Annotated in this window: 15 protein-coding genes and 2 pseudogenes; 14 read left to right on the top strand and 3 right to left on the bottom strand. The window is 60.0% G+C overall.

Annotated elements, in window-relative coordinates:
* Positions 1 to 58 precede the first annotated feature (58 nt).
* Together I8E17_RS32910 and I8E17_RS32905 are read right to left on the bottom strand one after the other, a co-directional pair.
* Positions 59 to 1,197: pseudogene (locus I8E17_RS32910) on the bottom strand (amidohydrolase).
* A 77-nt stretch (positions 1,198 to 1,274) separates the two neighbouring features.
* Complete coding sequence (locus tag I8E17_RS32905; RefSeq protein WP_209159835.1) at positions 1,275 to 2,096, bottom strand: LON peptidase substrate-binding domain-containing protein; 822 nt, start codon at positions 2,094 to 2,096, stop codon at positions 1,275 to 1,277.
* A 1,115-nt stretch (positions 2,097 to 3,211) separates the two neighbouring features.
* Here I8E17_RS32905 and repA point away from each other — a divergent pair.
* The 5 genes from repA (at position 3,212) to I8E17_RS32880 (ending at position 8,484) form a co-directional block, all read left to right on the top strand.
* On the top strand, positions 3,212 to 4,414 hold the full coding sequence (gene repA, locus I8E17_RS32900) for a plasmid partitioning protein RepA (protein WP_209159834.1): 1,203 nt from the start codon (positions 3,212 to 3,214) through the stop codon (positions 4,412 to 4,414).
* Positions 4,415 to 4,490: 76 nt separating this feature from the next.
* Entirely contained in the window at positions 4,491 to 5,489 is a 999-nt protein-coding gene (gene repB, locus I8E17_RS32895; RefSeq protein WP_247749995.1) for a plasmid partitioning protein RepB, read from the top strand.
* Between the two features lie 152 nt (positions 5,490 to 5,641).
* On the top strand, positions 5,642 to 6,895 hold the full coding sequence (repC, locus tag I8E17_RS32890; RefSeq protein ID WP_209159833.1) for a plasmid replication protein RepC: 1,254 nt from the start codon (positions 5,642 to 5,644) through the stop codon (positions 6,893 to 6,895).
* Between the two features lie 230 nt (positions 6,896 to 7,125).
* Positions 7,126 to 7,791: a transcriptional regulator gene (locus I8E17_RS32885; protein ID WP_209159876.1), complete on the top strand. Its 666-nt coding sequence runs from the start codon at positions 7,126 to 7,128 to the stop codon at positions 7,789 to 7,791.
* A gap of 132 nt (positions 7,792 to 7,923) precedes the next feature.
* Entirely contained in the window at positions 7,924 to 8,484 is a 561-nt protein-coding gene (locus tag I8E17_RS32880) for a hypothetical protein (RefSeq protein ID WP_209159832.1), read from the top strand.
* Positions 8,485 to 8,698: 214 nt separating this feature from the next.
* Here the strand turns inward: I8E17_RS32880 and I8E17_RS32875 are convergent, their stop codons facing one another.
* Entirely contained in the window at positions 8,699 to 8,914 is a 216-nt protein-coding gene (locus I8E17_RS32875; protein ID WP_209159831.1) for a hypothetical protein, read from the bottom strand.
* Positions 8,915 to 9,086: 172 nt separating this feature from the next.
* Between I8E17_RS32875 and I8E17_RS32870 the strand changes: the two are divergent.
* The 9 genes and pseudogenes from I8E17_RS32870 to I8E17_RS32830 all read left to right on the top strand — a co-directional run bounded on the left by I8E17_RS32870 (position 9,087) and on the right by I8E17_RS32830 (position 21,169).
* Positions 9,087 to 11,190 (top strand): annotated as a pseudogene (locus I8E17_RS32870) (ParB/RepB/Spo0J family partition protein).
* A 73-nt stretch (positions 11,191 to 11,263) separates the two neighbouring features.
* Positions 11,264 to 11,920 carry a hypothetical protein gene (locus tag I8E17_RS32865; RefSeq protein ID WP_209159830.1) on the top strand — a complete coding sequence of 219 codons (657 nt, stop codon included), beginning with the start codon at positions 11,264 to 11,266 and terminating at the stop codon, positions 11,918 to 11,920.
* 75 nt (positions 11,921 to 11,995) lie between these two features.
* Positions 11,996 to 13,186 (top strand): DUF932 domain-containing protein, encoded by a 1,191-nt coding sequence (locus tag I8E17_RS32860; protein WP_209159829.1) that lies wholly within the window; start codon positions 11,996 to 11,998, stop codon positions 13,184 to 13,186.
* 104 nt (positions 13,187 to 13,290) lie between these two features.
* Positions 13,291 to 13,545, top strand: coding sequence for a DUF6117 family protein (locus I8E17_RS32855; protein WP_209159828.1), 255 nt, complete (start codon positions 13,291 to 13,293; stop codon positions 13,543 to 13,545).
* A gap of 132 nt (positions 13,546 to 13,677) precedes the next feature.
* Positions 13,678 to 18,105 carry a bifunctional class I SAM-dependent methyltransferase/DEAD/DEAH box helicase gene (locus I8E17_RS32850; RefSeq protein WP_209159827.1) on the top strand — a complete coding sequence of 1,476 codons (4,428 nt, stop codon included), beginning with the start codon at positions 13,678 to 13,680 and terminating at the stop codon, positions 18,103 to 18,105.
* Between the two features lie 12 nt (positions 18,106 to 18,117).
* A complete protein-coding gene (locus I8E17_RS32845; protein ID WP_209159826.1) occupies positions 18,118 to 19,155 on the top strand; it encodes a toprim domain-containing protein in 1,038 nt (345 codons plus the stop codon).
* Positions 19,156 to 19,476: 321 nt separating this feature from the next.
* Complete coding sequence (locus I8E17_RS32840; protein WP_209159825.1) at positions 19,477 to 20,418, top strand: DUF2493 domain-containing protein; 942 nt, start codon at positions 19,477 to 19,479, stop codon at positions 20,416 to 20,418.
* An 81-nt stretch (positions 20,419 to 20,499) separates the two neighbouring features.
* Positions 20,500 to 20,760 carry a type II toxin-antitoxin system prevent-host-death family antitoxin gene (locus I8E17_RS32835; RefSeq protein WP_209159824.1) on the top strand — a complete coding sequence of 87 codons (261 nt, stop codon included), beginning with the start codon at positions 20,500 to 20,502 and terminating at the stop codon, positions 20,758 to 20,760.
* On the top strand, positions 20,750 to 21,169 hold the full coding sequence (locus I8E17_RS32830; RefSeq protein WP_209159823.1) for a hypothetical protein: 420 nt from the start codon (positions 20,750 to 20,752) through the stop codon (positions 21,167 to 21,169). Before I8E17_RS32835 ends, I8E17_RS32830 begins: the two co-directional genes overlap by 11 nt.
* Positions 21,170 to 21,182: the final 13 nt, after the last annotated feature.

The raw sequence follows: 21,182 nt of genomic DNA, 5'->3' as shown, positions 1-21,182 counted from the left end.
TGGGACTGTGAAATGTTCTACCCAGCATGACAGTTTAGTTCTCACACCACCTCGAATGTCATGAGTTCTGCAACGGCAATGCCGTCTCGACCAACCGCATCCAGTAGGCCATGCCATAAGGAATCGCTGCGTCGTTGAAATCATAGTTGGGGTCATGCAGCCCGGCCGTGCTTCCGTTACCTAGAAGCGCGATGTTGCCGGGCCGCTGTTCAAGCATGAAAGCGAAGTCTTCTGAGCCCATAAGCTGCGAGTGGTCGGGATCCACGCCCATCAACGCACTCGCGACCTCAACAGCCAGCGCGGTTTCCGACGGAGAATTGACGACTACCGGATACAGGTTTCTGAAGGTGACCGTCGCCGTCGCTCCGTAGGACGACGCGATACCCTCCGAGATGTCGACAATGCGACGAGCCATGGTGTCTCGCACCTCCGGCTCAAACCAGCGTGCCAAGCCACGCAGCTCACTCGATTCAACGAAGGTACTACCCGGTTTTCCGCCTTGAAACGATCCGAAGGAGATCACTCCGCTCTTCAGCGGATGGACGTTCCGAGCGATGATGGTCTGCAGGGCGATAAGGATGTTAGCGGCGGGAAGCAGCGCATCAACGCCAGCCTGAGGGCTGGCGGCATGCGCACTTTTCCCATCGACTGTTATCTTGAAACTCGCCACGGCCGCACCGAACGGGCCTGTGCGGGTGGCGAAACGGCCAACGTCCAGACCCGGTTCGTTATGAAGGGCAAACACCCGCTCAATGCCCCAGCGCGTCATCAGGCCGTCATCGCACATTGCTTTAGCACCGCCCTGCCCCTCCTCCGCCGGCTGGAAAATCACAACGGCTGTGCCATCAAAGTTGCGTGTTCCGCCAAAGCTTTTGCAGCACCCAACAGCATCGCCGTGTGCCCATCGTGTCCGCAAGCATGCATCCGGCCCTCGGTGGTGGAGGCGTAAGGCAATCCGGTCGTCTCCTGAATGGGCAGTGCATCCATATCGGCACGCAGACCGATCACCTTACCGGAAGCGTCATTCCGGCCCCGAATAACGCCAACAACGCCGCTCCGGCCAATACCTTCGGCAACCTCATCGCAGCCAAAAACCCGCAGCTTGTCGGCTACGAAGGAGGCGGTACGAGGAAGCTCGTAGCCCAGCTCCGGGTTGGCGTGGAGATCACGACGCCAGGCGATGATTTCATCGTGCATAAACGCGGTCCAATGTTTGTGTCACTGGACCGCATGCTACTGCTGCGGAGCGCATAAATCTCCTACTTCGGGAAGATTTATGCGACAGCTTTGGGACGGCCAGAGCCCATCATCTCAATCAGTCTCTTGAGTCGCTCCACCACGTCACTGGTCTCCAAGAGTTGCTGCTTCTGCTCGATACCGGCCGAGAGTAACGTGGCAACTGTGTCGGCCAATTGGCTTGCGTCACCGACCGAAGGCAGGCTGAAACGGGCCTTGGATCCTGGTGGAAGTGCGGAAAAGTCCACCTCGGCATAGGACTGGTACGCATCGAGAACCGCGCTCGACAGATCAGCTGCCTCCTTCGATTGCGCGCCCTGCTCCCCGACGGCTTTGACTTTCGCCTCCAGGAACTCGCCATCGATGATGCCCACGATGCCTGCTCGCTGAAGTCCGCAGACGGTAACCTTGAGAGCTCCGTCCACCTGTGTCTGACGATCAACCACGTTTGCCATAACGCCAACCGAATGGAGGGCATCAGCGGTGCTTGGACGATCGTATGTGCCACTCCTCTGGGCGACCACGAGAACGCGACGGTCGCCGGCGAGAGCCTGTTCCACGGCCTGCCGGGTTTTGTCGCGCGCCACGAAAATCCGCGAAACCATGTGCGGAAAGAGGACCATATCTCGCATGGGGACGACGGGAATTTTCGCGTCGGCCGAGATACGCGTGTTAGCCTGCGCCGAGGTCGCAGGTATTTCAGTTGACTGGATCCTCGCGGCCAATACGTTCCAGTCTCTAAAGCCAAGAATTCGGGCAACAAGCTCCTGGCTTTCGCTGGTGGACAGTGCGAGGGATTTGGCGCTGAGCGCTTCACGTAGCGTTTTCGCCATAGCTTTGGCATCGCGGAAATCACGCATGAGATGATCCTTTGCAAAAACGAACGGAGAGCGTCAGGAGCTTGCGTTGCTGACCCGTTCGTCCGGGCAAAGGGAGCCATAAGTGGCTCGATACATTCACCGTACCCCAAAGGGGCGTAAGCAGCAGGCTGTATCTACCGATCGTTAATTCTGCGCAGAAGGTTTGTTCTCTGTCAACGCCAGCTTGGGCGAAACCGCCGCTGTTCTCTCGCGGGAATTCTGGACGACTCACCGGTCGGGACTTGGCTCATCGGCAATTCACTCGGCGAGGTGTCGTAGGAGGACGTCGGAGCTTGTAGATCAAAAAGGAGTGGGTCCGAGGCGGCGCGCGGAACTTCATCCTAAGATCGGTGAAGGAAGATATGCGCGCAGCATCGTGACAATGAGCCCGTGAGGTTCGCGAACACACAAGCATTGCGGCGGCCGTGAGCATAGAGAATGCCGAATTGCGCCATCGCGAAAGCCATGACGAAATGCGCTAGAGCCGATAGCACCAGCTTTGAGGCTATCGTCTCCCTCTGCAGCGCCGTCTCCAACACAAATCCGAACACCCGAGAAACAGCGACTCTGGCATTTGGGTGATGGATCTGACGTCGACAGCGCATCATTCTATCCTTGCTTAAGGGCTGCGAGGCGCTCCTTCGTCGCTTTAGCTCCCGTTTCGAAACCTTAAGCTGTCCAGCACATTTTCGTAATTCTAACATCATGCATTCAAATCTCCTATGACAGAAGACACTATTGCAGCTGAGCGTACGGCCGATTGATCGACACGGTCTGGTGCCGAATTCCTTTGAGATGGTTTCTGAAATCACAAGCCGAAATCGAGATCTGAAAGCCGGCACCGAAGATGAGACCCGCGATCAGCACGCGCCCTGAACGCAGGTTGGAGGGACGAAGTGTGACGCTCGGGTCGCTCATTTGACAGCCGTGCAGAATGCGCCTTCCCCTTGTAGAAACAAACAGTTACAGGCTGAGAGAACTCACTTCGAGGAGGCCGCACCGCGCGTTAAGGTTCTGTTAACCAAAAAGAGTTTGCCGAACAGGTAGAATCGCACGTATTAATAACGCTTATTGGAAAGCATCAGAGCTAAAAGCGTTATTCTGGATTTGGCTGAATGAACATGGCAATCAACATCGAGGCGTCTGATTTTGATCAGGAGATTCTCCAGCAAGGAGAACTGATCTCTGACAATCTGAACATGCTTCGATTGGAGCAATATCCACCGGATGCTGAAAAAGGTCTACGCTCCTTTTCGCTGGCCGAAGTTGCGGACTATCTTGGCGTCACGCAAAATCACATCAAGAAGCTACACCTCGAAGGAAAGGGTCCGGTTCCCGCAACGACCTCATCGGGACGCAGGACTTACACCGCAGAGCAAATGCTCGAACTTCGTCATTTCCTTGACAAGAACGGCCGCAGCGACTTTAAGCGTTACGTTCCCCATAGAAGGCCAGGGGAGCCATTGCAGATTGTCTCGGTCGTCAATTTCAAGGGCGGCTCTGGCAAGACGACGACCACGGCTCATCTCGCGCAGTATCTCGCACTCACGGGTCATCGTGTTCTTGCTATCGACCTCGACCCTCAGGCGTCGCTGACCGCGCTTCACGGTATCCAGCCCGAGCTCGACAAAAATCCGTCATTGTTCGAGACGCTGCGCTATGACGATCAGCGCAAGTCGATTACCGAGATTATCCAGCCGACAAATTTTCCTGGTCTGGACATTGTCCCGGCCAATCTCGAGCTTCAAGAATACGAGTACCAAACGCCGCTCGCAGCTTCGAACAGGTCCTCTCCGGAGGGACGGCTGTTCTTCACGCGTATCTCCAACGCCCTAAAGGAAGTCGAAGATCGCTACGATGTGGTAGTCATCGACTGCCCGCCGCAGCTCGGCTACCTCACGCTGACTGCACTGACCGCGTCGACGTCAGTTCTAATCACTGTGCACCCGCAGATGCTGGACATCATGTCGATGAGCCAGTTCCTACTTATGCTCGGCGGCATTCTGGAATCGATCAAGGGTGCCGGTGCCCGGGTAAAATTGAACTGGTTCCGCTACCTCGTGACGCGCTATGAACCGACCGACGGCCCCCAGGCTCAAATGGTCGGGTTCATGCAAGCGATGTTTTCGAAGCGAATGCTGCAGAACCATATGCTGAAATCCACCGCAATCAGCGATGCCGGGATCACGAAGCAGACCCTTTATGAGGTAGAGAAGAACCAATTCACCCGGACAACATACGATCGGGCGCTTGACTGCCTGAACGCCGTCAATGGTGAAATCACCGGGCTCATCCATAAAGCTTGGGGTCGCAAATGAATGCAGTTTTTGACAGCCGTGCAAATTCACGAAATCTTTCGCTAAATCACGGACTTGAAACAGCACGCGGAGGGAAATGATGGCCAGAAACCATTCTTTGGCAAAATTCGTACAGCCGTCCGCGGAAGAACATCAAAAAACTGCGGACACTCGCGCAGAGTATACCCGCCGGGGTGCTTCGCGCTCGATGATGCAGTCCCTCGACGAACTGGCCGAGACGTCAATCCGCATGCTCGAAGGCGAGACGGTGGTCTCACTCGATCCTGAGCTGCTCGAAGGCTCATTTGTTGCCGACCGCATCGGCGACGACCAAGAAGACTATGTTCAGCTTCGCGAAGCAATCCGACAGTCGGGTCAGTCGACACCGATCCTCGTTCGCCCCCACCCCGATGCCGAAGGACGGTACATGATCGTCTTCGGGCATCGCCGTGCACGAGCCGCGCGAGACCTTCAGATTCAAGTGCGGGCAGTAATCAAGCCTCTCGAGGACCTCGCCCACGTAATCGCTCAGGGCCAAGAAAACACCGCGCGATCCGACCTGACCTTCATAGAGAAGGCGCTCTTTGCCAAGAAGCTTCTTGCTAACGGCATGAGCAAGGATGTCGTGAAGATCGCCCTGACAATCGACGACACGCTTCTTTCGAGAATGCTCGCGGTTGCCGACGCCGTTCCCGAGGCTGTCCTTGACGCTGTCGGCGCCGCAAAAGGCGTAGGACGCGATCGCTGGGAGGAATTGAAAAAGCTCGTTCTGATACCAGCCAATGCTCAGAAAGCGTGCGAATTCGTGGGTGCGAGTGATTTTCGCCAAACGGCAGAAGGGGAGCGTTTCAATGTTCTTCTGGCCGAACTAAAAGCCGCAAAGACGCTGAAGAAAAAACAGACCGCATCTCCGTCAGTTCGACAGTTTGACGTCGCCGCCAAATCCGTTGCCGTGACGACCAAATCGTCCGGGAAAACATTTACGCTCGCGCTGACATCGAAAGATGCGTCCAAATTCGGAGCATTTCTGTCCGAACAGTTGGAGTCGCTTTACCAGGCATTCCAGCGAGAAACACAGACTAAACCAGGAGATTAACCGCAAAAGAAAAAGGCCCCCGTAACGTTGCCGTCGTGGAAGCCTTCCTCTGTATGTCGCAATCAGAGAATCGCATTTTCACGAATCCTCGTCAAGAGTGTTGGCACCGAATTTGGTGAGCGGATTTCTTTTGCCTTTTGAAAGGTGAAGAAATGGAACGTGGACATGGGACGACGCCCTTTGGGCGGCGGTCGATGACGTTCGCCTTATTGGCAAGGCAGCGACAAATCGACGAGGCACCACCGGAAACCAGGCGCAACAAGTGGAAACTCTTCAGGGCTGTCTGCGAAGCCCGAAAGGAATTGAACGTGTCGGACCGCTCTCTATCGGTTCTCGACGCTCTCCTGTCGTTCTACCCATCGGATGATCTTGCCCTCGAGGACGGTTTGATCGTCTTTCCGTCGAACGCACAGCTTTCAATACGCGCAAGGGGAATGACACCAGCGACGTTGCGACGGCATCTGGCCGCTCTTGTCAACGCTGGCCTCATCCTTCGCAAAGATAGTGCCAACGGCAAGCGCTTTGCCCGGCGGAGCAGGGCAGGGGAGATCAATGAAGCTTTCGGCTTCAATTTGGCCCCGCTGTTGTCCCGCGCAAAAGAGATTGAAGACATCGCGGCCAAGATAACCGCCGACCGGGAGCTTTTCCACGCGACACGGGAACGGATCAGCCTCTGCCGCCGCGACATAACCAAACTAATCCAGCTGGCAATAGACGGATGTGTAGAAGGCGAATGGAGCCAACTTCACGACCGATTCCGCGCCTTCCTCGCGTCTTTGCCCCGTCAGCCGTCACTCGATGAACTCCAGTTCCTACTCAGCCGCTTGATAGACCTCCGCACGACTATCGTCAAGCTTTTGGAAGAACACGATAAAATGGAAAATATGTGCGCCAGAGAGTCTCAAAATGAGCGCCACATACAGGATTCACAAACACAATCCTGTTATGAATCTGAAGCAGAGCAAGAAGCACCAACTGCCGAAACTTTCAGCGAGCCGGCCACCACGCAATCCGCTAAAGAAAAGCACCGGGCCATCAAACAGACTCTGGTAGAACCGATCCAATCTTTAAAACCCGCTGTCGCCCTGGACACTGTGCTACGCGCCTGCGGTGAAATTCACCCATATGGGCCTGATGGATCGATCAGATCGTGGCGAGATCTGCTCGCAGCGACAGCCGTCCTGCGATCAATGCTTCAAATAAGCCCATCGGCCTTCCATCAAGCATGCCTTGTCATGGGGCCAGAAAATGCTGGCGCTGCCATAGCTTGTATCTTCGAAAAGGGAGGGCAGATTAATTCTGCAGGTGCATACCTGCGCGATCTCACCAGACGAGCGACGCAGCGCCAATTCACGATCAAACCAATGGTCTCGGCCCTGCTAAGGTCCAAGGCAGGCCAATCGTGAAATGAAGCAACCGCTGCCGCCAGGGACTAGGAGCAATCGGCATCAGCAGCTATGCGGAGCGGTTGCGAACAACTGGTTCGTCATGCGTCAAGCACGGATAATGGGACGGACAGGCTTAAATTCGTATGGCTGATATCGCAATGGCATGTGGACCAGCAGCGCGATATTCGGTATCCGCAGGACTTGTTGCGATGCTGAAACAGCGCCGAAGACACCCAAGGCCTCTCAAAGTGAAAAAAGTTCAACGCAGCTTTACCGTCGAGTACAGATCGGGTCGGCGAAAACTCAACCCCAAACCGAATTCGATCTGGGGAGACATGGATCTCAAGTCCGTTGCACAGGATCTGCAGGACGAGGCAATGCCATTCCTTCCGGAGACTTCCGAGGTCAGCAGAACCGGAACGTCTTTCGCAAGAAAACAACAGGCCGCGGCGTTGTTGACACCGCCAATTGAGCAAGAGACAAATGCATGGGCTTTACAGGAGACCACAATGGCCGACGAAAACGATACGATGACTGATGCTGACACGCCGGCCGCAGCGGCGCTGGATGTGGTGAAGAAGGAACGCAAACCTCGCGCCAAGAAGGCCGCCAGCGAAACGGTCTCAGCGGCAGTTTCGGCGCAACCGGCAGCGGCATCGAATGCCGCAGCGGTCAAGCCGAAGAGAGGACGCAAGGCAGCAAAGTCCGACGAGGCTGCGACTAGCGCCAAACGTGCGCCTGTCAAACGCGCTACGAAGGCCGTGCAGGCGGCTACCACTCCGTCGGTGGCAGCAGTTGACGAGTTTGCGGATCTTCTGCAGCTGGAAGAGGAAAACCAAAGATTGCGCAAGCTGCTGGCCGAGAAGCTGCGTGCGGAAAACGCTGATCTGCGAAAGCGGCTCAACCTCGCTTGATCGGCAGCAGCCTATCGAGCGCCGGCCGCATTCACGAGGCTATATCGAAACGAACATGTTGGCGGCAGTTAAACCTCCCGCCAGCGCTTTCGCCGACTGCCTCCGTGCGGGGTAGAATACGAGGTCGAATAAATGGCGTCTCCGTGGAAACTTCTTGCTCGGCTGGTGTCACCGCGACGTCAGCAGCGCCAGGAACATGGCTCGACCGATGATGTGAAGCCGGACATGTTGGCCATCGCCAACCCTACTGAAACGGCTGGCGATATCGGATTGAACACCGCAGCGCCTCCGGTCGACGAAAAGCCGGTCGCCGACGAACAATCGGAGGCGGTGTCAGCGGACCCGGATCATTCCGACGAAACCGCAAGCAGTATCCATGGCACGGCCGATAGCGAGGACGCTAGGCGCGCGGAGGCGGCTGATCCGGCCTTGTCCGATGAGCCCGGTACGGTCGCACGCGAAGCACCAAAACCCTCCCAGACTGGCGAAGGTGTTACGCGAAAGCGCAGGAAACTGACCAAGTCAGGGGAGCCGGTTGAAGCTGTTTTGCCGCCCTCTACAGCCGCTCCCTCCGATTCTGACGACACGATCAGCCTTGACGAAGAAATCAAGCTGCTCCGGAACCAACTCGCGCGCAAGCTTCAGCTGCAAAATGCACAACTCAAGAGGATGCTGGAGCGGTTCGAGCGCTGAACGTATCATTCAATAAATGGGCGACTCTTCGTTTGCTCGCGAGAGTGTCACACTGCCCCCTTTCCAATAGCGTTCGGCTGCTGACATTCACCGTGACCCGAGGGTGTTCGTGACTCCCCCGGCGTCGATGCGCTTCGACCTGCAGCTAAGCCAGAGTTCCTCGTATGGGTTTCCGGAGCCGTGGGATGTGCTTAGCTCACCAGCCTGATTGCCGTCACAGCTCAGACAATGCTCTGTGCTCGGCCGCAGCTGCCTTCAGCTTTTCGATTGTTCGGTTTCCCTCGCGAAACAGGTTGAGCATCACAGCTGCCGCAAGCTCGACATCCGGATTGTCCTTTGCAAAACCGCGTTGCGCCCTCCATTCCTCCAGCACAACGTCCAAAATTTCCAGCTCGTCCGGCCCAAAGGTCGTTTCCAGAAACTGATGCATACTCGAATGACCTCTTCACAAGTGACAGCCGCAATGTGGGGAGGGAACGGCGCGGATCAAGGGCGAATTCGCATGGGGAGCGGTTGCAGAGAGGAAGAGGAGGGAAGGGGAGCTGTGACGGATTGAGAGGGTTGGAGAGAGGCTCCGGCCGGTCCGTCACGGAGAAACGGACATGGCACAAGCCATCCAGAAAATCACCCTCAGTGCAGCCCGGGATATTCCCTTCAACAAGCTGGTGCTCAGCCAGCAGAACGTCCGCAAGATCAAGGCGGGCGTCTCGATCGAGGACCTGGCGGAAGATATCGCCCATCGCGGTCTGCTGACCAGCCTCAATGTCCGCCCAGAACTCGACGGCGATGGCAACGAGACCGGCATCTATCGCATCCCCGCCGGCGGGCGCCGTTATCGTGCCCTCGAACGCCTGGTAGCGCAGAAGCGGCTGGCCAAAACCGCCGGTGTTCCCTGCATCGTCAGCAAGGGCGAGACGCTGGAGGTCGAGGATTCGCTCGCCGAGAACGTTCAGCGCGTCAGCCTTCATCCGCTCGATCAGTTCCGCGCATTCCAAACTCTCCGGGAGCAGGGGCTTGGCGAGGAGGAGATCGCGGCGCGCTTCTTCGTCTCGGTTGCCACCGTCAAGCAGCGCCTGCGGCTGGCCTCCGTCTCGCCGCGGCTTCTCGATCTTTATGCCGAAGACGAGATGACGCTCGAGCAGATCATGGCCTTCTCGATCACCAACGACCATGTTCGCCAGGAGCAGGTCTGGGATACGGTGTCGCGTTCGCATAGCCGTGAACCTTATTATGTTCGCCGGCTGCTGACAGAGACCGCCATCCGCGCTAGCGACCGCCGCGCCGTCTATGTCGGTATCGAGGCCTATGAAGCGGCCGGTGGCGTGACCATGCGCGATCTGTTCGACCAGGATCAGGGCGGCTGGCTGCAGGATCCGGCACTGCTCGAGCAACTCGTGATGGAGAAGCTGAAGGCTGACGCCGAGGCGGTCCGCGTGAGCGAAGGCTGGAAGTGGGTCGAAGCCGCTTTTGATTTCCCCTACGGTCACACGTCCGGTCTGCGCCGCTTTTATGGCGAGCAGGCCGAAATGACAGAAGACGAACTGGCCCGCTATGATGCCACCCGCGCCGAATACGACAAGCTCGACGCAGAATATGCGGAGGCAGACGAGTACTCGGAAGCGACCGAACAGAAACTGGAGGAGCTTGGAAGCGAACTCGATCAGCTCATTGACAGGCCATATGTGTTCGATCCGGAGCAGGTCGCCCGCGGGGGTGTTTTTGTGTCGCTCGGCGCCGGTGGCGAGCTCAAGATTGAGCGGGGCTTCGTGCGACCTGAGGATGAACCGAAGGATGAGGCCGATCCGTCAGCTGATGCCAACGGTGGTGCCGATTATGGCAGTAGTCTTCCGGCAACCGGGGACGCCGACGGCGAGAGCACCCAACCGGACGACGAGGACGAAACGATCAAGCCGCTTCCCGATCGCCTGATCCTCGATCTGACGGCGACGCGCACAATTGCTTTGCGCAATGCGCTCGCGAACGATCCTGTGATCGCCTTCCTCGCGGTCCTGCATGCTTTCGTCCTGAAGACCTTCTACCTCTACGGCTCGGATTCATGCTTGGAGGTGACGCTGCAAAGCGCCCGCTTCAGCCAGACGCCGGGGCTCGGCGACACGGTCTGGGCGAAGGAGATCGATCAGCGGCACGAAGGCTGGGGACAGGATCTGCCTAAGGATCCGAACGATCTCTGGGATTTCCTGATCACGCTCGACGAGGTCAGCCGGCAGGCGTTGTTTGCGCATTGCGCCTCGCTTTCGGTCAACGCGGTGATCGAACCCTGGAACAAGCGCACCCGCGCGATTGCGCATGCCGATCAGCTGGCCCGCTCGATCGGTTTCGACATGGTCGAAGCCGGCTGGACACCGACTGCCGACAACTATCTCGGCCGTGTCACCAAGGCGCACATTCTGCAGGCGGTCCGGGAGGCCAAGGGCGATCAGGCGGCAGAGCTGATCGGCCACCTCAAGAAGACCGACATGGCCCGCGAGGCCGAACGGTTAATGGCCGGTAGTGGTTGGCGTCCGGAGCCTCTCCGTCTCGTTACAGATGTCGCTTCCGTCGGCGACGCGACGTGCGAAAACGCAGAGATTCTGAGCGGTGATGCAGCCGGGAGCGGCAATTCCGATCTCCCAGCGTTCCTGACTGATAACGGGGGCTGCGACTGACGAAGTCAACGAAGAACGGCATCTCGACGCCGCCGAATAACTGTCTTCCCAGTTCAACCAACGGCCCGGCTCCGAAAGGAGACCGGGCCGCTTCCATATTCAGGAGCATTTCAATGCCCGACTTTACGATCGAATCCACCTATCACCTGCCGGTTTTTCGGCATGGAACTTATGCGGCTGACACGCTCGAGGCCGCCTGCCGGGCCGCCGTCGACGACGACAATTGGGATCTCGCCGAGAAAGACTACGATTCCTCCGGCGAGGTTCATATCACCGGCGTCTGGGAAGGCGCCGATAGCGCCTACAACGGGCCGTCAGTCCCGGTGCCCTCGCAATTCGATGAAGCTGTCCAGCGGCGTGCACGTCATTTCGAGATCCTGCTCGGCCTGTTGAAGATCTTCTTCGACGACGCGCGAGCAGCACGGCCTCCGTCGCCCGACTGGCTTGCCCGCTCGGCCTGGGAGATAGCGCGTGGTGAGGCCATCCTTGGCAACGCTCCGGATCCCGATGAGCCTGTGGGTCCGCCAAAGGCGACCCATGTTCTCGGCCGGCTGCAGGAAGAGCAGGTTCGTAATGCGATCGCCGCCGTACTGGAGGTCGATGACAATTTCCGAGCGCTTTCGCCGGCGGCCGTAACCGACGACGAGATCCGCACCGCCTGCCTCACGATCGCGACGACGATGGATGTCTCGGACTTCGTCGGCAATGCCGAATTCCAGGCAGCGCTTGCGGCGATCCGGGCAGCGCATCAGCGCCTCCATCCTGCCTGATCGACCATCAGCCATTTCACTTCCCCAACCCAGCCCGGTCACAGCGCCGGGCGCTTGTTTTTTCAGGAGACTCCCATGAACACTTTAACACACGATGCCCGGTCCGCTTCCTCGGGCTTCAGGGTCGACATCTCCCGCGGCGAACGCATCGGCCGCGTCTCTTCGGAATGGTTTTCGCGCCCCGATGACGAACGCTTCCTGTCGCTGACTGATTTGTACGATACCGTCCGGTCCCGAGCCGAGCGGGCCTATGCCCGAACGATCGAAAGCGCTGCGATCCGCGTCGAGGCCACACGCGACAATGCCGAGCGGCTTGAGGTTCTCGTTCCAGGTCAGCGTCAGGCGATCGCGCCGACCCATTGGAGTTACGGCCAGCTTTGCAGCCTGGTCGGCGCCCCCGCCACCTATATGCGGCAACTGCCGGCGCCGCTCGCCGCGATCAATCTGCAGCATGGTCTGCTCAATCACCGTGCCGAGCTCATCAAGACGCTCGAGATGGACGACGGTCGCCTGGAACTGCGGGCCGTCACCGGACCGGAATATGGCCGCATCTGGGATCACGAACTGGTCTCGGCGGTCATGAAGATCGCCGGAAATGGCACTGGCGACACCATGTGGAAAGTACCTGGTGTGCTGGATTGGGCGACGATGACCCACAATCCGTTCGTCGACATCACCAAGGACACGACCACCCTCTATGCCAGCGACCGGGACGTCTTCCTGTTCCTGGTCGACGATACCCATCCGATCGAAGCCGGGCGATTGCCGAACGGCGAGCCTGATCTCTACTTCCGCGGGTTTTACGCCTGGAACTCCGAGGTCGGATCGAAGACGCTCGGCATCGCCTCCTTTTATTTGCGGGCGGTCTGCGCCAACAGAAATTTGTGGGGCACGGAGAATTTCGAGGAGATCACCATCCGGCACTCGAAGTTCGCCGCCCAGCGCTTTGCGCATGAGGCGGCACCCGCGCTGACCAGCTTCGCCAATTCCTCGCCGGCGCCATTCATCGCCGGCATCAAGGCGGCGCGCGAGCGGATCGTCGCGCGCAAGGACGACGACCGCGAAACCTTCCTGCGTCGGCGAGGCCTCTCGAAAGGCGAGACCGTCAAGGTCATCGAGATGGTTCTGTCGGAGGAGGGGAGGCCGCCGGAATCGATCTTCGATTTCGTGCAGGGCATCACCGCGCTGGCGCGCACGAAAACCAACCAGGACACGCGCCTCGAACTCGAACGCAAAGCGAAGAAGCTGCTGGAGAGCGCCTCCTGACATGTTCATGCGCGCTTGGCTCGGGCCCCCCGCATCCGCGAATCGCATCGTTGTCATCCGAGAGCCGGTCAGACGCCGGGTCTCTTTCTGTCTGGAGCACCCCAATGGCTATCCCCGATCATGCCCGCACAAACTTCGACACGCTGCTGCGCGCCGCGTCCGATGGCAATCTTGCTCTCATGGAATGCCTCGATGCCGCCACACGCGAGCCGCGTTACGTGCTCTGCGCCGTCGGCCGCAGTGACGGCGAATACGTCTTCACGCCGTTCGGCCATCTTGCCGACTGCAATCCATACGACGCCTACCTGCCGCCCGATCCCGACGATCCCACCAGTTTCATTGTTAGCCCGGCAACCTGAGCACTGATGATCGCCGACAATTTCGGCCGGCGATTCCCGATTCTTCCCTGGCTGCCCAGATTTTCGCTCCTCCGACCCTTCGGCAGGGCGCTGGGCTCGGCCGTTCTTTCCTCACTCCTGGAGCATCCTTCGATGAATATCATCTCACATTCTCAAACCGTTTCCGCCTCTCCGCGCCTTGAGACCAAAACCGGCGCTGAGGCACTTCTCAAAGCCGCCGAACAAATCGCCTCTCGTCTGGAGCATGGTAAAGCCGTCACTTCGGGCGACCTGCGACAGCTCATGATGGAGGCTCTTGGCGGGAGCGACGCCGAGGGCCTCTGGCTCTGGAAGGACGCCTACGAAGCAGCAGAGGCCGCTCAGGTCCTGTTCCTGCGCAAATTCCGCTCAATTGTCTCCCGGGGCCAATCGCCTCGATCGACGCTCGCGATGTTGACGAGGCTGGCAACCCTTGTGCCGACCCACAGCCGACGGTCCGAGGAGAGCCAGGCTCTGCAGCAATTCTCGACACCGATCCCGCTTGCCTATGTCGCTTCCCGTGCTGCTGGCATCACGGCCGCTGACACGGTTCTCGAACCGTCGGCTGGAACCGGTCTGCTGGCGATCTTTGCGGAGCTCGCGGGCGCGCGCCTGGCGCTTAACGACTATGCGGCTGTCCGGCGCTCGCTGTTGGCGCAGCTTTTTCCTCGCGTTCCGGTATCGCAACACGACGCCGCGCGTATCGACGATTACCTCGAGCGTTCCGTCCGACCAACGGTCGTACTGATGAACCCGCCATTCTCCGCCGGTGTTCATGTCGAAGGTCGTGTCGCCGACGCCGCCTGGCGGCATCTGACCTCCTCCTTCGCTCGCCTTGCCCCCGGCGGTCGGTTGGTCGCGATCACGGGGTCCAGTCTTTCTCCCGATAATTCCGTATGGCGCGATGCTTTCGTTCGCCTTCAGGGGCAGGGGACGCTGCTGTTCACTGCGGCGATCGACGGCAGCATCTACGCCCGGCATGGCACGACGATGGAAACGCGCCTGATCGTCATCGACAAGATCCCGGCCGACGATCCGTCGAAGCTCGCAACGTCGAGAGGCACCGCGTCCGATCTGGAAACGCTACTGACCTGGATCCATGACCTCCCAACGCGTGCGCCCCTGACGACGCTGAACTTCAATGGAGCACCCCGCAGCCGTATCCTGCGCGCGGACACAACGCGTCGAGCAGCAAGCGCCACGTTGCATCGCCACGAGGTCGGAGGGCGGGCTCAGCCTGCAGCAACGGTGCGTCCCATACCTGCCGATGATGAAATCATCGAACTGTCATACGAGCTGCGGGACGCTCAGCCCAAGGATGAGACCAATGGCGCTGAGGGCATCTACGAGGCCTATCGGCTGCAATCGATCCACATCCCCAATGCAAAACCGCATCCCGACAGGCTGGTCGAATCCGTTGCCATGGCATCCGTCGCGCCGCCGAAGCCGAGTTATCGCCCGCACCTGCCGAAGCGCATCGTCACCAGCGGGGATCTATCCGACGCTCAGCTGGAGAGCGTTGTCTATGCGGGGGAAGCTCATTCCGGCTATCTCACCGGACACTGGAGCGTCGATGCATCCTTTGACAATCTTAAGGCGGTCGCATCGGATGCAGAACATGCTGTCCGGTTCCGTCGCGGCTGGTTCCTCGGCGACGGAACAGGCGCCGGCAAGGGCCGCCAGGCGGCCGGCATCATTTTGGACAACTGGCTGAAGGGCCGCCGGCGGCATGTCTGGATCTCAAAATCCGACAAGCTGATCGAGGACGCCCAGCGCGACTGGAGCGCGTTGGGCCAAGAAAAGCTGCTGGTGACACCGCTGTCGCGTTTTCGGCAGGCCAAGCCGATCAGGCTGGAGGAGGGCATCCTCTTCACGACCTTTGCGACGCTGCGCAGCGACGAGCGTGAGGGTAAGCGATCGCGCGTGCAGCAGATCGTCGACTGGCTCGGTCAAGAGGCGGGAAGCGGCGAAGCCGCGACTGGGAATGCAATAAGCTTCGATGGCATTATCATCTTCGATGAAGGCCACGCCATGGCCAATGCCGCCGGCGGCAAGACCGAGCGTGGCGATAAGGTGGCATCGCAACAGGGCAGGGCAGGGCTCCGCCTGCAGCGTGCCCTGCCGGATGCCCGTGTCGTCTATGTCTCGGCAACCGGCGCATCGGAAGTGGAGTCGCTTGCCTATGCCGAGCGCCTCGGTCTTTGGGGTAGCAGCGACTTTCCCTTCCCGACCCGTTCCGAGTTCATCGCGGCGATCGAGGATGGCGGTGTGGCGGCGATGGAAGTGCTCGCCCGCGACCTCAAGGCCATGGGGCTTTATGCCTCGCGTTCGCTCTCCTTCGAAGGCGTCGAATACGAGGTCCTCGAACACGAGCTGACCGAGGAACAGGTCCGCATCTACGACGCCTATGCCGAGGCGTTCCAGGTGATCCACAATCATCTCGATGCTGCGATGGAGGCGTCCGGAATAACCGGCAAAACTGGAACGTTGAACAAAAACGCCAAGGCGGCTGCTCGCTCGGCATTCGAAAGCTCGAAGCAGCGTTTCTTCAATCACCTTCTGACCTCGATGAAGACGCCGGCCCTGCTCAAGGCAACCGCTGCAGATCTGGACGATGGTCATGCTGCCATCATCCAGCTCGTCTCGACGGGAGCGGCTTTGACAGAGCGCCGGTTGGCGCAGGTCCCGACCGAGGAATGGGGCGATCTGCAGGTCGACGTAACGCCGCGGGAATATGTCATCGATTACCTCATGCACTCCTTCCCGGTGCAGCTCTTCGAGGAATTCTCCGACGCCGAGGGCAGTCTGAGTTCCCGCCCGGTCCACGACGCGGATGGTAACCCTGTCATCTGCCGGGAGGCCGAACGTCGGCGTGACGAGCTCGTTGAAACCTTAGGCAGCCTGCCGGCGATCCCGACGGCCCTTGACCAGATCGTCCAGCACTTCGGAACCGAGAAGGTAGCCGAGATCACCGGCCGCTCCCGCCGCATCGTCTCCCGCGAGGACAGCAGCTCTATTGCCCGCTATGCCGTGCAGAACCGGCCGGGCAGCGCCAATCTCGATGAGGCCCGCGCCTTCATGGATGACGAGAAGGGCATTCTTGTCTTCAGCGATGCCGGCGGAACCGGCAGATCCTATCACGCGGATCTTGCCGCCAAAAATCAGCGCCTGCGTCTTCACAACCTTCTGGAAGCGGGCTGGCGTGCCGACGTGGCGATCCAGGGGCTTGGGCGCAGCCATCGTACCAACCAGAAACAGCCGCCCCGGTTTCGGATGATCGCCACCAACGTCAAGGCGGAGCGGCGCTTCCTCTCGACCATCGCACGCCGTCTCGACACGCTCGGCGCCATCACCCGCGGTCAGCGCGAGACCGGCGGGCAGGGGATGTTCCGGTCCGAAGACAATCTCGAATCCCAATATGCCCGCGACGCCTTGCGGCAATTCTACGGGTTGTTGCATGCCGGCCGGATCGACGGCTGCTCGCTCGACATGTTTGAAACCATCACCGGCCTGTCGCTGACATCGGACGAGGGCGGATTGAAGGACGAGCTGCCGCCGATCCAGACCTTCCTCAATCGCATGCTGGCGCTGACGATCGCCATGCAAAATGTGCTGTTGGAGGCCTTCGAGCAGCTGTTGGCCGCTCGTATCGAAGGCGCGATTGCCGCCGGCATTTATGATAAAGGACTTGAGACAATTACCGCCGATAGCATGACGGTCACCGACCGCCGGCTAATCTACACCCATCCCGTCACCGGCGCGCAATCGCACCTCTTGACCATCGAACGACGGGATCGCAATGCATCGATGCGGCTCGAGGAGGTTCAGAGCCTTGTGCAGCAGGATCCTCGTGCCAAGCTGATGATCAATGGCAAGTCGGGCCGGCCGGCGGTGATGGTCCCGACCCGCTCGATCATGCTGGACGACGGCTCTATTCAGCCGCGCGTGTCGCTGATCCGGCCGATGGACGAGCTCCGCTTCGAAGTCCGGCAGCTCGAAGAGACGAGCTGGGAAGAAGCCGACGAAAGGGTCTTCTCAGATGCCTGGGATGCCGAGGTGGCTGCGGTGCCCGAATTCTCGACCTCGACGATGCATATCGTCAGTGGGCTGTTGCTGCCGATCTGGAAACTCCTGCCCCAGGATTTCTGCCGCGTGCGGCGTCTGCAGACAGATGACGGCGAACGGATCGTCGGCCGTGTTATCGCTCCGGATCGGCTGGCCGGGCTTTGCCGCAACTTCGGGATCGATCAAACCATGGTGATCTCGCCGGATCAGGCCTGGGCATCGCTGGTCGACGGATCCTCGATCGTCGGGCTCGCCGGCGATATGACGCTGCGGCGGGTGCGGGTGATGAACGACTACCGCGTCGAGCTCACCGGCTTCACCGACGGCATGCGCGACTGGTTGCGGTCGATCGGCCTGTTCTCCGAGATGATCAATTGGAAGCTGCGCTTCTTCGTGCCTGTCACAGACGAGGGTGCGGTGATCCTGTCGAAATTGATGCAGCGTCATCGCCTCATCGACATCGCGCGCCGGTCGTGACGGAGGTTTGTCATGGTCTCCGCCGCCGACCTGGCAGGCCATCTCGCGCAGCATGCCGAGGCGGTCTGCCGCCACTATCTCTCCGCCGGTCGCCGCGCAGGCAACTACTGGCTCGTCGGCGATGTCGCCAACAACAAGGGCCGGTCCCTCTATGTGCATCTGGTCGGCCAGCGCGTCGGCCGATGGACGGATGCGGCGACGGGCCAGTTTGGTGATCTGCTTGATCTGATCCGCGAGACCTGCGGCCTCGTCGATTTCCGCGACGTTGCCGAAGAGGCGCGCCAGTTCCTCAGCCTGCCTCGACCGCAGCCTGTATCGTCTTGCAGAAGGGATACCCGAAATTCTGCGACGGTCGAGCAGCCGGCGTCTGAGCGAGCCAGGCGTCTGTTTCGGATGACACAGCCGCTGGCTGACACATTGGCCGACTCCTATCTGCGCGAGCGCGGCATCCTGCGAGCATCCGCGCATACGGCGCTGCGGTTCCATCCGTCCTGCTACTATCGCGATCTCGTCACCGGCCACACGACAAGCTATCCGGCTCTGATCGCTGCCGTGACCGACACAGCTGGAGCGATAACCGGTGTGCATCGCAGCTGGCTCGATCCCGACGGCGCTGGCAAGGCCAAGGTAGACGATCCCCGTCGCGCGCTTGGCGGTCTTCTCGGCAATGCCGTCCGCTTTCGATTTCCGACCAACGATCTTGTGCCGGTCATGGCGGCAGGGGAGGGCCTCGAAACCATGCTGTCGCTATCGCATGTGATGCCCAGCATGCCGATGGTCGCCGCTTTGACGGCCAATCATCTCGCGGCCTTCAACTTTCCACCTGGATGCCGGCGCCTCTACATCGCCGCCGATGCGGATGCCGCCGGCCGGCACGGGATCGCGGGATTGAGCCGCAGGGCACAGGAAAGCGGGATCCTGCCGCTGGTTCTGTCGCCGGAGCTCGGCGACTTCAATGAGGATCTGCGCTGGCTGGGTTCCGACCGACTGACGGCGAGCCTTCGGGCTCAGTTGGTCCCTGAAGACGCGATGGCATGTCTGCCCGCATGAGGGCGGCGGGGCGGGGCAGGGGCGGAGCCGGCGAGGGCGGGAGGACGGTCCGCGGTGCCGGCTCCCCGAGTGGGCGCGCCCGCGGGTCTGCCGAGAGGCGACCCTTACCACGCGGGCCTCCGGCCTTCAGCGGGTCGGTCAGGTTTCTTCCCCTGCCAGACCGCGGCGCGGTCCGTCATTCCTCGCGGACCAAGAAACCCTCCCTCCGCCGCCCGGCGCTTCGCTGGGCCGCTTCGCTTCGCTTGCGGTTCCGGCCTCGACCCACGTGACCGGGTCCGCCGTCAGGCCGCGAGAGGCGCGGCCCACCAAACGGAGACCACCATGGACCTGATCCTTCACCCCGACGACACCTTCGAGCCCCACCACGCATCCTCCCCGACCGACCGCTTCATCTACGAGATGCAGATCTTCGGCTATCGTCCCTTCCAGGACGAGCCCGATCCGCGGCCATTGCCGGAGGAACCACAGGTCCAGTCGTCGATCACCGCCATTTTCGATGCCTTCGCCGAGATGCTCGGTGACACCCGCCTCGAGCCAGATCTCGAAGACCTGTTCTGGTCGATCCCCAATCTCTTCCATCGCGCCGGAGAGCGCATCCAGCGCGAACTCGATCGCAACGAGGAGGCACAGCGCACCGGCCAGCGCGAGCAGGACGGCTCGGAGGTGAAGAGCGTCGAACTCGAACGCCTCATCGCCGAAGGCATCACGCTTTTGGAGCGTAGAAATAGCTTCGAGTTCATGCGCGACTACGCGGCCGATCTGTTCGAGGCGCAGACCGGTTCGTCTTGGCGACCGCGCACCGGCTCCAAGGTCAACCACGCCAACATGACGGCGGCGATGATCGATAGCCGGGACTTTCTCTCCGCTCGACGCCACGCCGAGACCGAGGTGCTGATCCCGGCCGGCACCAAAATCGCATTTGCCGGGGGCATGGACTATAACGATCATGAGCGGATCTGGGCCAGGCTCGATCAGGCGCATGCCAAGCATCCCGACATGGTGCTGTTGCACGGCGGTTCGCCGAAGGGCGCCGAACGGATCGCCGCCTGCTGGGCTGAAGCCCGCAAGGTGACGCAGATCACCTTCAAGCCAAACTGGACCAGGCACGCCAAGGCCGCGCCGTTCCGGCGCAACGACGACATGCTCTCGGCCATGCCCGCGGGATTGATCGTCTTTCCCGGGAATGGGATCACCGGCAATCTTGCCGACAAGGCGCGTCGGCTCGGCATCCCGGTCTGGCAGGCTTCTGGAGACGGCGCATGAGCGCCGTTTCCGAAGATCGAAAAATATGGAAAACATGGGAAAATTGGATTATATGGAGAAAGGTACTGGAGATCGACAGCGATGAAGCAGTTCACGACAGGCGACTTGAATAAACAAATTGGCGATATCACCGATGCCGCGAGCCGCGAGCCGGTCATGCTCACCCGGCACAAGAAGCCGCGTTTCGTGCTGATGAGCTACGAACACTATGAGCGCATGCGCACCGGCGGTGATCCCCGCCGTGCCTATCATATCTCGGAGATGCCCGCCGAGCATGCGGAACTATTCAACGAGGCGCTCGATCGGCTGGCGCGCGGCGAAGGCTACGACGATGAGCCATGAATTCCGGCCCGGCGAGGTCATCTCCTATCCCTACCTTTGGGCCTGGCAGCAGCAGCGCGGCGAAACCGAGGGCCGCAAGCAGCGGCCTGTCTGCGTCGTCATCGCCATCCGAAGTGCCGCCGATGGCAACACGCATCTGGCCCTTCTCGCTATTACCACTCAACCGCCGCAGACGGGCCGGATCGCTCTGGAGATCCCCGAAATCGAGCGCAAGCGTGCGGGCTTGAGCGATCTTAAGCAGTGCTGGATCATGGCCGACGAATACAATTACGATATCGTCGAACGCTCCTGGTACATCGAGCCCGATCAGGACATCCTCGGCCGCTTCAGCAAACCGTTCATGGTGAAGATCGCCAGACTGTTTGCCGAGGCGCGTGGCCGAACCGGGCGGGTCAACAGACTCGATTGAGGCGACAAATCGA

Origin of the sequence: Rhizobium sp. AB2/73, assembly GCF_020871915.1 — a bacterium.
GTDB lineage: Bacteria > Pseudomonadota > Alphaproteobacteria > Rhizobiales > Rhizobiaceae > Rhizobium > Rhizobium dioscoreae.
Note: the sequence above shows the minus strand (reverse complement) of the source record. Positions and strands in the feature narration are given on the sequence as shown.